Consider the following 14,821-nt stretch of genomic DNA (forward strand, 5'->3'; position numbering starts at 1 on the left):
ACGATGGAAATGACGATCACGAGAGGTCTGGCAGAATTAAAACTACTCGATAAAAGAATCCAAAAAGGCATCAATGAAACGACTTTCATGTCTTCAGCAATTGGACCTAAGCCAGTAACGGGTTATACGTCAACAGAACTGTATGTGGAAACGACAGAGCGCAACTACCAATCCGTCGTTGATTTAATAAAAAGAAGACAAAAAATTAAGTCACTGATCGTCGAATCCAACGCAAGGACGATGGTCACCATTAGCGGCAAGAAAATGACAGTGGCAGAAGCCATCGAGCGTAAAACGTCCATTCAGTATGAAAAACTACTGCTGGAGAAAATGAGAAGAGATTACACCCATGCTGTCACGCAGGTTGAATCGAAAAATGAAGAAGTACAGCTACGATTGGAAAAGCTGCTCGAAGCGAACTTTGGAAAGGACTCCAAGGTGAAGGATACGGAAATGGAGGCGATCTCCAAACCGTTTAAAGAACAAAATGAAGCGAAGCTCGTAGACCCATTGAAGTTGAAAGAGAAAATGGATACGCTTAGTAAAGAAATCGATGAGTTTGAGTGTGAAGTTGATTTCATCTTAAGTGAATCCAATACGATTACAAAAATTAACCTTGTAGATTAACCGTGTGAATTGCTAACCATTTGAATAGCTGATAAACGAGAGTCCCTTGCCTAGTGGGTCAACTAGGCTCATCCTAAAATTATTTGGAGCATTTGCGGATGAAAGGTCAAAGATGAGAGCTCAGCTTTCAGAACTCACGTGTCAAAGCTCTTTAGGCTCAAAGGTCAGGAATTAGGCTTTAAAACTCGATGAAATCTTGGGGCATTGGTCAGTAAAAGTACACTCTCTGGACTTATCAGCAACCACCAAGCTAAATGGTTAGCAATTCGCACTCATATAGAGTAGAGATGTGTTGAGAAATGATTCTCAGCGTATCTCTACTTTTTTATTTTGTAACGAAACGGTTAAGTAATAGATCAGATATGTCGATACAAAAAGGAAGAAAAGGAAATAAATTGCTTGTGCAATACAAAGAAAGTTAGGGAGTGCGTCGATGGAATTTGAATTTCACATTACCTTCAACGATCTACAGCTTGATGAAAAGGCAGCTTTTATCGATCTGTGCCAATTGGAGCAAGTAAAGCCGGTTTTGATCGTTTTGGATCAAGGAAATTACATCAATCAACCGATGATCACAGGCGTTATCCGAAGAACAGATTTTCATGAAGCGAATAAAGAGATGGAAAAGATTGCAGCTACGTTTCAAAACAACGGTTTTACCATCGTCAGAAAAAAAGTAGAGATTTCGCCAAAGGAAGAAAAGTACTTTCACCAGCCAATCATCAAGAATTCTAAGCCTTACTTCGAATGGCATGGAAAAGTACAGGTCGATGATGTCGCCAGGTTAAGAAATTTATGTGAGGGTCATGGCGGACATATATCGAGAAACTCTTTGAATGCGAATGGAAAAGTGAGATTTATCACTGTGAGAGAATATGAAAGCGCGAAGCAGTTTTACGATCGAGTAGAAACGATACATACCATTTTGCAAGCAAATCAAATAGAGCTAATGAAAGAACAATATGAACTCTGCATTTATGACAGCAGAGAAGAATTGGACAGCGGCTGGATTTCTTAAATCGTTTTATGGAGGATCAAGATGATTACGTATGATGATGTAGTAGAGTTGAAATACGAGGTAAAAGAACTCGTTGTGTTAGAAGCACTGCTGAGAAGAATTGCTCTTGTGGATATGCCATTTGTATTAAAAGGCAGCCTTCTAATCAGACAATATTTGGACAACCGAGAGATTCGGGACGCGGATGATATCGACTTATTGTATGCGGGGAAGATCAGGGACGTCGAACATGCACATGAAGTATTTACAAACTGGATGATTCAAGTAACCGAAATAGAGCTGAACGACGGCGTGGTGTTTAGAAGTTTTCGAGAGAATGCATTTTGGAGATGTATCGATTATGCAATGGCAGATGATTTTCCGACGATCAATACGGATCTTGCCTACTATTTCAAAGGCCAACCGAGAAAAGCAGATGACTATAGCGAGCTGCAGTTGGATATTTCGTTTCATTTAGATATGGAAGCAGATCCGGTTCCTTTAGAGTACCAGCCTGTCTTTGGAGATAGCTTTCTTGTTCCATACACCGTACCACTTCCGATCCAGATTGCTTGGAAGCTGCATCAAACCATTGTGAGGCCGAGGTTTAAAGATCTGTATGATTTAAAATATTTAGTAGAACACCCGTCCTATGATAATGAGGCACTTCAGGTAACATTACAGGCTCTCGTGAACGAATGCAGCATCGATCCATCTGTGAAAAAAGCGGATATAAAAAAGGTGCTTGTCGACGATTTATATCACATCTACCCTTCCTTAAAATATGATTACGAGCTAAGTGAATACGCGCGTGGGATGGACCGTGAATTGTATTTTACAAAGTTTGTGAGTGATTTGCGTAGAAGAATGGATTTTGCGGGTATTAATGGGGATGCGTTTGAAAATTTACCGAGTCCTACACCGAAGGATAGATAATAGGATGACGTATAAAACAGCCGAGAGAGACTGCTAAAAGTACGAATCATACAAAGCTTATTCCATCTGCGATGCTAGGAGGAATGAGCTTTTCTTAATAGGGAAGAAAGGAAAATTGGCAAGATGATCCGGCTAGAAAATGATTTGATTTCGCTACTACAATCAGGTGATTATTGGCAATACAATTATCCAGCTTTAATGAGACAAGGTTTTACAGAGGATAATGCCATCTTGATGAGTAAGCACGGCATTCCACACCATTTTCTCGGCTTTGAGTTCTTTGACATTGGAGATTTTAAAACGCATGAAGTTTCCAACGAAACGTACATTCAAATAGGCATTTTTAAAGCCACATCCTTATACGAGCCAGGCCATTTACATTTATTCAGGCAATGGCAGGGTAATAAAAGAAGCAGAACATCATCTAGCTTTACTAAATCGTGATTTGAGAACCTTTTTCTTGTTCCAAGTGATTTTTATTCAAGTCGCCAAACAGTACAATCTGAAAAGCGTAGAAGAATGCAATGCGTATGGAACAGAAGTAAGGGCAATATTTGAAGAAATAGATCCTGAGGCTATGCAGAATGAACCCTACCCTTGAGGGGTTCAATCGTTCTACATTGAAAAGCTTGGTTGGTAAACAAGAGGAGTAATGCGTATGGGGGCAGCTTTTGACATTGCTGTACAACGTTTAAATGACATTAACTGGAACATGGAGATCAAACCGAACGAATCTCATTCTGCATTAGTTGCTGAATATTTGAGAAGATTAGCATGTTTCTTCAAAGCTCATTTGTCCAAGCAAAGTCCACTGGGGAGTCCGCTGGATGTTCTAACGTTTGAAGATAAGAGTTTCGTCGAAGAAGCTAAAAATGTGGCAGAGAAAAATACCCCGGATATTCGTAATCCTATTCATTATAAAATATGCAAAAACTATCTGGAGCTAGTCTACCTAATGGAAATAAGTAATCCTAAAGCATTAAACGGGCAACAAATATATGAACCGATCATTCAATTTTTCGAAAAAGGCGGTAAGTTAAGATATGATCACGACAAAAGTTTTAGCTGTGGCAGTGCGGCCTTTGTTTTAAACAATTGGGTTGAGTTTCATAGTAATAGAGCTGAAATTGATTTTGGCATGGAGTTGGGACAAGAACCATATGGTACGGGAGTGGTCAATTAAAATCTGTGAGCGAACACGAACAAGGCAAACAATTACGCTCACAGGAATGGAATGAGGACGGTGAATAGAGAATGAAACAAAGCGCTGGTATTTCAAACAACATTTGGTTTGGAGAAGCATTGTCTTCTAGCACATCTGCTATAAATGAAAACCTCTTACGCGCAACGACAGAGCACGAAGCCTTATTTCATCTGATTGAACTTTTCAAATTAGGGGATTTTACGCAAAAACGACTGCTTATTCAACTCATGAATCACACGAATGACGAGGCTTTGCTAAATGGGTGTATCAGAGTGTTTTGCTCCATTTCAACACATGAAGATTTGAGGGATACCAATCATCTTCTTTTCTTAGGAGAAGGAAACAAAGCGGCAGTGGATACCTTTGCGTCTGAGGCCGTTACTACACTTTCACTTGAAGTCATTCCATATTTGATGGCCTTGCTGGAAGAGTGGGACACTATTCGTGACACTTCAGCAATGATCAGAGATTCGATTGACTTCTTTATAAATTTCAAAGAACACCTGGGTGACAAGGCGACAGTAGATGAGATTGGCGAGTATTACATAGATTTCATGGAAAATTGCGATCCAAAGAAATATTACTATTATCAAAAATTGGCCTTTCCTGGGGACCTGACAAAAATACTGATGGAAAGGGTGTTTATCGCTGCCAACTATGGACAACAGCTCCGAATGGGAACCATTCCATCCTTACTGTCGATTTGGTCAGGTGAAAAAGTACCAGGGGACTACCACACTGTGATCACAGCAGATAACTATAAAGACTATATAAGCTATGTGAAAGGTCTTGCTAACAAAAAGTGGGAGCGAGGTCAAAAGTATTTTTACGGTCATCCACTATAATTTTTGAGGTGGAAATTGAGAAAGCGATCAAAAGAAAGGAAAGAGCTGGAAGTGTATATGGAAGACATGAAAATAAACCTGAACATAGAAGTGGGGTGACCAGCTTGTACAAAGAATTGGATGATTTCATAACAGGCTGCCAAAATACCGTCGATTATTGGTATGATGATGGCTGCATAATAGCGTCTGACATATTAGCGAAGTTCACCGAAAAGGATTGGGAGGACCTGTCCAGTCATGTGCTGACGAAACCGTTACTATGGCAGCAAAAACTCGCGTACTGCATGGACAGTTCTTGTAACGAGCATGAACTGAATATTTTATTATCCTTGCTGAATACGGAAGATGAAGAGCTTTTCGTGATCTGTGTAGATACGTTGAGAAGCTATACGACTCGGGACGGGAAACAAATGATACGCGACAATCCTGCCATTGTCGAACGGGTAAATGAATTGCTTCCCACAGCTGGCGTCGCGACCAAAAGAGTATTAGAGGATTTTCTTGAGAAAATACATGGCTAGTTATCACCTTGATTGAACGGCTCTATATAGCAACTAAGCAATAGGATGGAGAAATGACGAATGAACATTCCCTCATATGGAGAGCTGTATTACGACCACTATAGCAAATACGTAGGTGAACCAGTCGACCTAGAAATATATAAAAGTAGCGATGACAATCCAAAATTACAAATTTTGAAATACGAAAATGTATTTCAAGATTGCCTCGTCTTTAATACGCTTGGATTGAGTCATTATGAAGACAGACTACAAGGTCTTGTAGAAATTTCAATGGTTGTGGATGAAGCCTTTGGCAATACGGGGTATATTCTTGCCAATGCTTTATTTTTTTGTGTAGAGAATGCATTAGAAATAGGGCGAGGAACTGCCATTAGAGGGATTGAACGATTTGATAAGTCCTTCGTTGAAAAATATCATAAACATGCCATTTACTTTACGGAGCCGTTTGCTTTCCCTGTAGAATACAGCCATGTTTGTACAGGAAGTGAAAAGAAAGGCGGCAAGGTCCTACTAGCATTCTTTATCTCGCAAGCCGAATACGACTACCTGATACAATACGGGACGGAGAAATTGGAGGATTTACTCGAAATGAATGAAGTCGATCCATTTTGTGTTGGGAGAAAATGTATAATAAAAACGTGAACCATATCCGAAAGTGATCATTTTTTTAGGGGGGTGGATCTTTGGGTCTATTATCTAAACAGACGTTACAAATCTTGACGGAATCAGGCTGGCATCCTGGGCGAAGTGTTCATATACAGTCGACCATCGATTTTTTGGAAGCAAAAGGTTATCAGGTTTTTCCCTGTGTACGTGATGCCTTAAAAGAATTTAGCGGACTTACTTGCAGATTCAAGCGCCCAAATGGGGACAGTGATTCTTTTCATTTCAACCCAGAAGAAGCTTACGGGGATTACTATGAAATAGAAGATTTTCTGGAGATCGAAAAGCGCATTAATGAGCCTGTTATTGCGATTGGTCAAGCCAGTAATGAATACATGATGTTGTTCATGTCGGAATCAGGAAAAGTTTTTGGAGAGATGGGTTACTGTATGGTGAAGTATGGGAACGACATATATGAAGCTTTAGATGCGCTCTGCTTCGTTCTCCCTGTAGAGAAAATGAAGTAACGTAAAATAAATAGCACAAGAATAGGAACACGCCATTCACCACATACTACAAACGCTATATCTATACCATGAGAGGTGGAGCGTCCGGATGAGTATGACGATGAGTCGGCCCGTAACCGATGTCTTAAATAAACAGGTTGCCAACTGGTCTGTGCTGTACATGAAGCTGCATCACTTTCATTGGTTTGTGAAAGGCCCGAACTTTTTTACCCTGCATGAAAAATTCGAGGAGCTCTATACAGAGGCAGCTAAGAACGTGGATGAGCTAGCGGAGCGGCTGTTAACGATTGGAGGCAAGCCTGTCTCGACGTTGAAGGCCTGTATGGAGCAGGCTTCCATTAAGGAAGCGACGGGTGGAGAGTCTGCGGATCAGATGGTGGAGGCAGTCGTGAGTGATTTCACTCTCCTGATTAAAGAACTGCAAGAGGGGATTACAGCTGCTGAAGCAGGGGACGATGAAGCGACTGGCGACATGTTTCTAGGGATCATGGACAGCTTGCAAAAGCATGTGTGGATGCTGCAAGCTCACTTGGGAAAATAACAAAATCACGATTACAAGCAAAGCTGATGCCATGGGGTGTCAGCTTTTTTTTATCCATTCATGTACGCAAAAGTGCAGGGCTGGCCTTTTTTGGGACAACCCCCTTGTTCCCAAGAATGACATGCTGGTGTAAACTAACTTTGTGATGAAATAAAGAAAGCACTTTCATGATGGAAAGGATGTACATTCCCATGGCATCACCCTATACTACATTTAATCGCGAGCAGTGGAGTGCGTTAAGGGCTTCCACGCCGCTGACTATATCTGATAACGAGCTTTCTCTTTTGCAAGGCTTGAACGAGAAAATGTCTATGACAGAAGTCGCCGACATTTACCTGCCGTTGTCCCGTCTGCTGAATTTGTATGTCGGAGGCACGCAGGAGCTGTACCAGGCGACACACACTTTTTTAGGGAACCAGGATGGCAAGGTACCGTTTATTATTGGAATCGCGGGTAGTGTGGCTGTAGGCAAAAGCACAACAGCTCGCATTTTGCAGACGCTGTTGTCACGATGGCCGAATCATCCGAAGGTCGATCTGGTAACGACAGATGGGTTCCTGTACCCGAACAGGGTTCTAGAAGAACGTGGAATAATGAAGCGCAAGGGATTCCCGGAGAGCTATGATTTGCGCCGTTTTATCAATTTTTTATCTGATGTGAAATCTGGCTTGCCTGAAGTGAAAGCACCTGTCTACTCCCATCTCGTGTATGACATCGTGCCAGATGAATGGCAAACAGTTAGACAGCCTGACATTTTGATTGTCGAAGGCTTGAATGTGCTGCAACCACCAAAAGGTGACGAGAATGACACACGCATCTCCGAGGTCATCGTCTCGGATTTCTTTGACTTCACGATTTACGTGCACGCAGAAGAGAAGCACATCCTGCAATGGTATGTAGAGCGGTTCAAGCTGCTGCGCCAGACGGCCTTCTCCGATCCATCCTCGTACTTCAAGCGTTACGCGAGTCTGTCTGACGAGGAAGCGACAGAGGTGGCGACTGGCATTTGGACTGAGATTAACGGAGCTAATTTGCGCCAAAACATTTTGCCGACGCGTGTTCGCGCCCAATTGATATTGGACAAAGGGCAGGATCATAGGGTGCAAAGCGTGAAGCTGCGTAAGCTGTAGATAAAAAGATGGGGGACGGTTGTCATGAAAGTGATCAGTGCCTGTTTGATCGGCTGTGAATGCCGCTACGATCAGAAATCATGCTTGGATCAGGAGCTTACGCAATTGCTCCGGGAAGGAAAGGCCATTCCCGTCTGTCCTGAACAGCTGGGAGGCTTGCCAACACCACGACCACCAGCAGAAATCATCGGTGGGACTGGAGAAGATGTCCTGGATGGTAGAGCACGCATCATTGACAACACAGGTCGCGATGTCACCGAGGAATTTTTGATGGGGGCGAACCAGGCGCTGAAGCTGGCGAAAACGGTAGGAGCCACATCGGCCATCTTAAAAGAAAACAGCCCGTCCTGTGGAAGCTCCCATGTATACGATGGCAGCTTTTCCGGGAAAAAAGTGCCGGGAGTAGGTCTGACGGCGGCACTGTTTCGCCGAAATGGGATTGAGGTAACATCTGAGTCGACAACAGCAAATGAATAATGAAGGGGGACGCTAATGATGGCGTCCCCTTTTACAGTCTGCTTATATAATAGGTGATGTCTTCTAGTGACCGCTGTAATTTGACCCACGAACGCAAGAGAGAAACGCTAAAGAAAACACATAAAAAAAATACGAGGGCATGAAGGCCGCCGCCACTAAGTAGTTTTCGTAGTAGATACCAAACGGACAGTGTGTACAACAAAAAAAGGAAATAAAATACGACGTTTCGCTCCTCCTTAACGAGCAAATTGATTTTACTCTCCAGTAATGAGAACTCGAGTTGGTTGTCTTTTTGCATTTGTTGGCGATCTACACGAGCATCTGAGGTTACAAAGCTGTACAATTCTATTCTGTCCCCGTTTGGCTCCTCGAGAAGTTCCAATTGAAACATAACGCCTGTAAAAATGGACCGTTTCATGTACAGATTGTCTGTGTAGAGACGATTATGAGCTTCCCATACATTCCAGATGATAAAAGAGGCAATGAACAGGATGAAGACAATCGTTAATTTCCAGTAAGGTATCGGTACAACCTTGTCTCGGAAAGAACGATCTAGTTCCATGTAATCAGATCCTTTGGGATTTTTACCATATGATACCATAAAGAAAGACCCTTCACGAAGCGAAATGCTTCTTGGAAGGATCTTTAACATTTCACAACTCCTTCAACAACCTCTCCAGCTTCTTCTGCTGCTCCTTCCGTTTCCTCTTCGCGATCCGGTCCTCTTCCTGCAGTGCCATGACGAGGGAGAAGCACATCAGCACCATGATGACGGTAAAAGGCAACGCCGCTACGATGGAGGCTGTCTGCAGACCTTCCAAGCCGCCGCTTAACAAAAGAACGATCGCGATAGCCGACTGGAGGACGCCCCAAGTGATTTTTACCCGATTCGACGGGTTCAGGTTGCCATCGGAAGACAGCATGCCCAGCACGAAAATAGCCGAATCCGCCGACGTGATAAAAAACGTGATGATCAACAATATCGCAACGACAGCCAGAATGTATCCCATCGGCAGCTGCTCCAGCGCGAGGAACAGGGCAGTAGAGATGTCCTGTTGAACGGCGGCGCCAATGGGGGCTTGATCAAATATTTCGAGATGAAGCGCAGTCCCGCCAAATACGGAAAACCAAATAAAGCTCAACAGACTGGGAACGAGCATCACGCAAATGACGAATTCCTTGATCGTGCGTCCTTTGGAGACGCGTGCGATAAACATGCCGACGAATGGCGCCCAGGCAATCCACCACGACCAGTAAAACAGCGTCCAATTCGCTACCCATGTCCCTTGGGTAAACGGAGTAAGCCGCAAGCTCATCGAGATGAGATTGTTCAAATAGCTGCCAAGCGTGCTCGTAAAAGCGTCAAAAATAAACGAGGTCGGTCCCAATACGAGCGTCAGCATGAGAAGCAGCATGGCCAACACGAGATTTGTATTGCTCAAGTACTTGATACCTCTGTCTAGCCCTGTCGTAGCAGAGAGCAGAAACAGTACCGTAATGATGGAAATGATGACAATTTGGACGGTGGTGGTGGAGGGCAGGCCAAACAGATGAGACAAGCCTCCGTTAATTTGCAGGGTTCCCAGGCCTAGTGAGGTAGCGACACCGAATGCCGTGGCAATGACAGCCAAAATATCGATTGCTTTCCCAATGGGACCGTGAATGCGTTCACCGAGCAGCGGACCAAAGGTGGAGGAGATCAAGCCCTTCGTCCCTTTGCGAAACTGAAAATACGCAAGGGCAAGAGCGATAAGAGCATAGATTCCCCACGGATGCAGCCCCCAATGAAAAAACGCATAGCGCAGCGCCGTCTGTGCAGCTTCTGTCGTTTGTCCCGTCACGCCCGCTGGCGGAGAAAAGTAATGGGAGACTGGCTCCGCTACTCCCCAAAAGACAAGACCAATCCCCATCCCGGCAGAAAACAGCATGGCAAACCAGGTAGGCAGCGAATATTCCGGTTCGTCATCGTCACTCCCCAATGGAATTTGCCCGTATCTGCTAAAAGCAAGGAATACGCCAAAGATCAGAAATCCGAATGTCACGATCAAATAAAACCAGCCAAAATTCGTCGTAGTCACTTTCAGTACTTGGGATGCCACAGAGGCAAAAAGCTCCGGAGAAATGGCGCCGAACAGCACAATGACAAATACAATCGCCAAGGATATCAGGAAAGTCATCTTTATCCTCCCGGGATCTACAAGAAATGGTAATAGTTTATCATCCCGCGGGATTTCCAAGATTATTCCATGGGTCATGAGGGAATCAAGTGATTATGAAAACATCTCGATAAACCGATTCGCTGCTTTGGACAGATGGCGACCAGACTGCCAGACGACGGCAGCGGAAGAGTAAATAGAAGTTCCCGCGAGCCGAATCCCGCGAATTTGCTCGCTTTGATGGGTCGCCCAAGCTGAAATCGGGACGATGGAGGAACCGACCGAGGAGGCAACCATGCTTACGATCAGCGAGATGTCCGGGCATTCGCAGATGACATGCGGCTCGACCCCAAGACGGGAAAATTCTTTGATAATCAAGTCGTAGATGCCCAATCCCGGGGTGCTCGGCATGATGAGCGGGAGCTGTGCGATCTCACGCATATGGATTTCTGTGCGATCGGCATAGGGGGAGCTGGCAGGAACGATGAGTACAAAATCCTCTTCTTCCAACGGAATCATGGTGCAGTTGTTCAAGGAGTGGGGGAGGCGAACGATGGCGACCTCGATGGTTCTGCGCTCCAGCCATTGATTGAGTAGCTGAGTGTCGCCCTTCCAGATTTTATAGGTAATGAGTGGGTATTTTTGCTGAAACAGACGAATTTGTTCGGGCAGGCGATAGGCTGACAACGCACTGACCCCGATGGATAGCGTCCCGCGAATGCCTTCCCCTGTTTCTTTGACCTCGGAGAGAGCCTCCTCCATTTGATGGACGATGTTGAGTGCTTGCCTGTAAAGGGTATGCCCTGCTTCTGTCAGCTCCATCCGTTTACCGGAGCGCTCAATGAGGATAACGCCGAGTTCATCCTCCATTTGCTTTAGCTGCTGACTGAGAGGCGGCTGTGCCATATTCAGTCTTTTCGCGGCTCCTGTGATTTGGCCTTCCTCTGCTATGGCGATAAAGTAACGCAACTGCCGAATATCCACGCTGGATGCCTTCTTTCCTCAGTATGTTGTTCCATATGAAAACGATATGAAAGTTAGATTTTATGGATATTTTTCATATTGATGACGCTATGATAGCATGTTTTCTGTGAAACTTCACTTCAAGGAAAAGACACGAAGGAAAGAAGGGAAAATACGTGCGTACGTGGATGGAAAAACTTTTTCACTTGCGCGCTTACGACACGACGTTTCAAAGGGAAATCATCGCCGGATTTATTGGCTTTGTCACCATTGTCTACATTGTTGCCGTAAACGCTTCGATATTAAATGATGCTGGAATTCCGATGGAAGCAGGCATTCTGGCAACTGTTTTGACGGCATTCATTGGGTCACTTCTCATGGCCTTTTGGGCGAATGCACCGATTATTCTGGTTCCCGGCATGGGGATTAATGCACTCTTTACGTATACATTATGCCAATCGATGGGCCTTACTTGGCAGGAAGCTCTGGCTGCTGTTTTTGTTTCCGGTCTGATTTTTACAGTCATCGCCTTTACGCGCGCGGCGACGATATTATCCAATGCCATTCCTACTTCGCTAAAAGAAGCGATTACGGTAGGGATCGGGTTGTTCTTGACCTTCATCGGGCTGCAAAAGGGCGGGCTGATCGTCATGAATCCGTCTACGTTTGTGGCGTTGGGAGACTTGTCCAGCCCGCATGTGATCGTCACTCTGATCACCTTGATTGTTACGTTGATTTTGTTCGTTCGCAATGTGCCTGGTAACTTTTTAATCGGAATCGCGGCTGGTACAGGACTTGGCTTTTTGTTCGGGATTGTCGAGCCAGGAGGGGGAGGGTCGTTTTCGTTCGCGGATTACGGAAGCGTCTTTGCTGGCCTTTCCTTTTCAGCAATATGGGCATTGCCATTTTGGATCGCGACCTTCTCATTGGCGATGGTCATCGTCTTTGAAAACATTGGTTTGATTCATGGTCATACCTCGATGATTGGGCAGCCGCAAAAGTTCCGTCGCTCGCTGCAAGCCAATGCGTTGTCTGCTGCGATCTCCGGTATTATGGGAACCAGCCCGACAGTATCTACGGTGGAGACAGCGGCTGGAATCGCGGCAGGAGGCCGTACGGGGTTGACCTCGCTTGTAACAGGTACATTGTTCCTGCTCTCGCTTGGCTTGCTTCCGGTTATCAAAATGATTCCGGATGGAGCAATCGCTCCGGTGCTCATCATCATTGGTGCACTGATGCTGCAAAATGTGCAGAACATCAATTTGAAGGACTTCTCGGAAGGCTTCCCTGCCTTTTTGATTATCGCGATTATCCCGTTGTCCTACAGTATTGTAGATGGAATCGCCTTTGGCTTCGTCGCGTATCCGCTCATGAAGCTCGCATTGGGCAAGCGACGTGAAGTGCCTGCGCTCATGTATGTCATCGCTGGATTGTTCTTGCTGAATCTCATGCTGCCGATCTTTGCGTAGCCAATCATTCCCTCGACCTTGGTCGGGGGATTTTTTTGTTACTATTCTGTAGCAAGCAATGTACCGATTGTGAAATAATGGATGGATCAGAATAAACAGGAGGCTTTTCCATGATCCACGAGATGACGTTTCAATTACGCACTTCTGATTTTGTAAAAGGACAAGCGTGGTACCGAAGCTTCCTGCAAAGAGAGCCTGATTTTGTTCCCCATGAAGGCTTTGCCGAGTGGGAGGTATTGCCTGGATGCTGGCTGCAGCTGGCAGAGGGGACGCCCGCAGAAGGAAGCGGTCCTGTACGATTTGCGGTGATCAATATAGAGGCAGAAAGAGAAAGGCTGATGAACGAGCTGAATATCGAGCCGTTTGAAATATTCCAGCGAGAAGAAGTTCCAGTCAAGTGGGGGACGTTTGCCGATCCTTGGGGAAATCGTATTGGATTGTTCGAGTACTTGGATGAAGTGGAAAAAGAGGAGAAGCTGAAGAGATTTGCGGGTAGGTAGCCTACAAGAGAAGAAGGACACTCCTCGCTTTTTTACGGCAAGGGTGTCCTTCTTGCATCAGAGCAACTTATTTTTCAGAAGCACGCTTTTCAAATGCTTCCCGGTACTCTTCCAGATAGCCTAACAAATCCGTTCGGAGGTCTGTAAGCCATTCAGGATAGTCTGGGTTTTCTGGGATATCAACTGTTCGCAGTAGCTTGGCGAACATCACCAGATTATGCATCCGCAAGAATCCATTCAGCTGCGGCAGGTCATTCATGTCTAATGGATATGCTTCGGAGTATCCTTTGAGAAAAGCCTGAATATCGGCATTCTCCAGATCGACCGCATACTCGGAAAATTGGCGGAGCGCATAGGCGATATCTGCGAGATACCAATGATTTACGCAATCATCGAAATCGAGGACGCTGGCTAGTCCGTTGTCCCAGCATAGATTATCCAGCTCGAAATCGTAATGAATGATCCCGTAGTTTTGAGGGGATGCAGCCAGTTCATCAGCCCATTTCATCACGGCTTCCCATTCTTTTTGCGCAAAAGGCTCGTCATCTGTCATCATCGTTTTGGCAAAGTCCAGCTGGTCCTTCCAATTGTGACGCTCGGCACGAAGGTGCTCCGGTATGTCCTGCAAGCTCGCATGTAATTGCCCGAGCGTGCGTCCCCACTGCATGTACTGCTCTTCCGAGAGCTCTTCCATTTCAGCGTGTTCGCCTGAAAGTCCTTGGAAAACGACAGCATGAAACGTTCCGATATCTGTTTCCACCGTCTCTACATACCGATTGTTCACGGATAGAACCGGTTGGGCGGTATGAACGGACTTGTCTCGCAGATATTGCAAGATTTGCAGCTCAGCTTCTATACTCTCCGCGGTTCTTTCGCTTGCATCGTTAAACCGCAAAAAATGCGATTGTCCATCGACTTCAAAAATGAATACGAAGTTGGCGCTGGAGCGATAGTAATAGATCGAGTCTTCGTCGTGAGCCCAGCGTTCCATAATCTGCTCGGCTAGCGGGCTTTTCCATTCTTCATCGACAGTCGCTACTACCTTTTGCATCGTGCTTAATCTCATCATGGGTACGATCCTCTTTTCGTAATAAGGTCATGACTTTTGTCATGCCAGCATTACAGCATCGTCCCCTCACAACTTACCTACTTCGTCCGTCTCCACATGCAAGAGCGAGGGGCTACGAGTGTAACGGTAAGAGTAAATTCCATTTTGCCACTCCCTTTCTTAATAGACTTCGATCAGTATAACGTATTTGGAATAAAAAGAAAATAATACCAAAAATCCCCCTTGCCATTTTTGGAGGCAAAGGGGCTTAACTTAT

Annotated in this window: 18 protein-coding genes; 14 read left to right on the forward strand and 4 right to left on the reverse strand. The window is 45.0% G+C overall.

Annotated elements, in window-relative coordinates:
* The first annotated feature begins 3 nt into the window (after window positions 1–3).
* From AB1L17_RS21435 to AB1L17_RS21490, 12 genes are all read left to right on the forward strand, one after another.
* The gene (locus AB1L17_RS21435) at window positions 4–627 is read left to right on the forward strand and encodes a hypothetical protein (RefSeq protein ID WP_412847109.1); all 624 of its coding nucleotides are present in this window, start codon (window positions 4–6) and stop codon (window positions 625–627) included.
* Window positions 628–1,060: 433 nt separating this feature from the next.
* Window positions 1,061–1,645, forward strand: coding sequence for a hypothetical protein (locus AB1L17_RS21440; RefSeq protein ID WP_412847107.1), 585 nt, complete (start codon window positions 1,061–1,063; stop codon window positions 1,643–1,645).
* 21 nt (window positions 1,646–1,666) lie between these two features.
* The gene (locus AB1L17_RS21445) at window positions 1,667–2,560 is read left to right on the forward strand and encodes a nucleotidyl transferase AbiEii/AbiGii toxin family protein (RefSeq protein WP_412847106.1); all 894 of its coding nucleotides are present in this window, start codon (window positions 1,667–1,669) and stop codon (window positions 2,558–2,560) included.
* Between the two features lie 123 nt (window positions 2,561–2,683).
* Complete coding sequence (locus AB1L17_RS21450) at window positions 2,684–3,004, forward strand: hypothetical protein (protein WP_412847105.1); 321 nt, start codon at window positions 2,684–2,686, stop codon at window positions 3,002–3,004.
* Between the two features lie 214 nt (window positions 3,005–3,218).
* On the forward strand, window positions 3,219–3,743 hold the full coding sequence (locus tag AB1L17_RS21455) for a hypothetical protein (RefSeq protein ID WP_412847104.1): 525 nt from the start codon (window positions 3,219–3,221) through the stop codon (window positions 3,741–3,743).
* A 71-nt stretch (window positions 3,744–3,814) separates the two neighbouring features.
* On the forward strand, window positions 3,815–4,609 hold the full coding sequence (imm47, locus tag AB1L17_RS21460) for an Imm47 family immunity protein (protein WP_412847103.1): 795 nt from the start codon (window positions 3,815–3,817) through the stop codon (window positions 4,607–4,609).
* A gap of 104 nt (window positions 4,610–4,713) precedes the next feature.
* A complete protein-coding gene (locus AB1L17_RS21465) occupies window positions 4,714–5,130 on the forward strand; it encodes a hypothetical protein (RefSeq protein ID WP_412847102.1) in 417 nt (138 codons plus the stop codon).
* A 60-nt stretch (window positions 5,131–5,190) separates the two neighbouring features.
* The gene (locus AB1L17_RS21470; protein ID WP_412847101.1) at window positions 5,191–5,772 is read left to right on the forward strand and encodes a suppressor of fused domain protein; all 582 of its coding nucleotides are present in this window, start codon (window positions 5,191–5,193) and stop codon (window positions 5,770–5,772) included.
* A gap of 41 nt (window positions 5,773–5,813) precedes the next feature.
* Window positions 5,814–6,260: an SUKH-3 domain-containing protein gene (locus AB1L17_RS21475; protein WP_412847100.1), complete on the forward strand. Its 447-nt coding sequence runs from the start codon at window positions 5,814–5,816 to the stop codon at window positions 6,258–6,260.
* A gap of 88 nt (window positions 6,261–6,348) precedes the next feature.
* Entirely contained in the window at window positions 6,349–6,801 is a 453-nt protein-coding gene (locus AB1L17_RS21480) for a Dps family protein (RefSeq protein ID WP_412847099.1), read from the forward strand.
* Between the two features lie 191 nt (window positions 6,802–6,992).
* On the forward strand, window positions 6,993–7,931 hold the full coding sequence (coaA, locus tag AB1L17_RS21485) for a type I pantothenate kinase (RefSeq protein ID WP_412847098.1): 939 nt from the start codon (window positions 6,993–6,995) through the stop codon (window positions 7,929–7,931).
* 24 nt (window positions 7,932–7,955) lie between these two features.
* Window positions 7,956–8,408, forward strand: a complete 453-nt coding sequence (locus AB1L17_RS21490) for a 2-thiouracil desulfurase family protein (RefSeq protein ID WP_412847097.1) — start codon at window positions 7,956–7,958, stop codon at window positions 8,406–8,408.
* A 31-nt stretch (window positions 8,409–8,439) separates the two neighbouring features.
* Here the strand turns inward: AB1L17_RS21490 and AB1L17_RS21495 are convergent, their stop codons facing one another.
* The 3 genes from AB1L17_RS21495 to AB1L17_RS21505 all read right to left on the reverse strand — a co-directional run bounded on the left by AB1L17_RS21495 (window position 8,440) and on the right by AB1L17_RS21505 (window position 11,548).
* Complete coding sequence (locus tag AB1L17_RS21495; protein ID WP_412847096.1) at window positions 8,440–8,970, reverse strand: hypothetical protein; 531 nt, start codon at window positions 8,968–8,970, stop codon at window positions 8,440–8,442.
* Window positions 8,971–9,061: 91 nt separating this feature from the next.
* A complete protein-coding gene (locus AB1L17_RS21500; RefSeq protein ID WP_412847095.1) occupies window positions 9,062–10,585 on the reverse strand; it encodes a glycine betaine uptake BCCT transporter in 1,524 nt (507 codons plus the stop codon).
* 93 nt (window positions 10,586–10,678) lie between these two features.
* A complete protein-coding gene (locus AB1L17_RS21505) occupies window positions 10,679–11,548 on the reverse strand; it encodes a LysR family transcriptional regulator (protein WP_412847094.1) in 870 nt (289 codons plus the stop codon).
* Window positions 11,549–11,715: 167 nt separating this feature from the next.
* Between AB1L17_RS21505 and AB1L17_RS21510 the strand changes: the two genes are divergently transcribed.
* Together AB1L17_RS21510 and AB1L17_RS21515 are read left to right on the forward strand one after the other, a co-directional pair.
* Window positions 11,716–12,996 carry an NCS2 family permease gene (locus AB1L17_RS21510; protein WP_412847182.1) on the forward strand — a complete coding sequence of 427 codons (1,281 nt, stop codon included), beginning with the start codon at window positions 11,716–11,718 and terminating at the stop codon, window positions 12,994–12,996.
* 110 nt (window positions 12,997–13,106) lie between these two features.
* On the forward strand, window positions 13,107–13,496 hold the full coding sequence (locus AB1L17_RS21515) for a VOC family protein (RefSeq protein ID WP_412847093.1): 390 nt from the start codon (window positions 13,107–13,109) through the stop codon (window positions 13,494–13,496).
* Window positions 13,497–13,563: 67 nt separating this feature from the next.
* On the opposite strand, the gene AB1L17_RS21520 is transcribed toward AB1L17_RS21515, so the two are convergent.
* Window positions 13,564–14,565, reverse strand: a complete 1,002-nt coding sequence (locus AB1L17_RS21520) for a phosphotransferase enzyme family protein (protein ID WP_412847092.1) — start codon at window positions 14,563–14,565, stop codon at window positions 13,564–13,566.
* Between the last annotated feature and the right edge of the window lie 256 nt (window positions 14,566–14,821).

This window comes from Brevibacillus jepli, assembly GCF_047229145.1.
In the GTDB taxonomy this organism is placed as follows: Bacteria; Bacillota; Bacilli; order Brevibacillales; family Brevibacillaceae; genus Brevibacillus.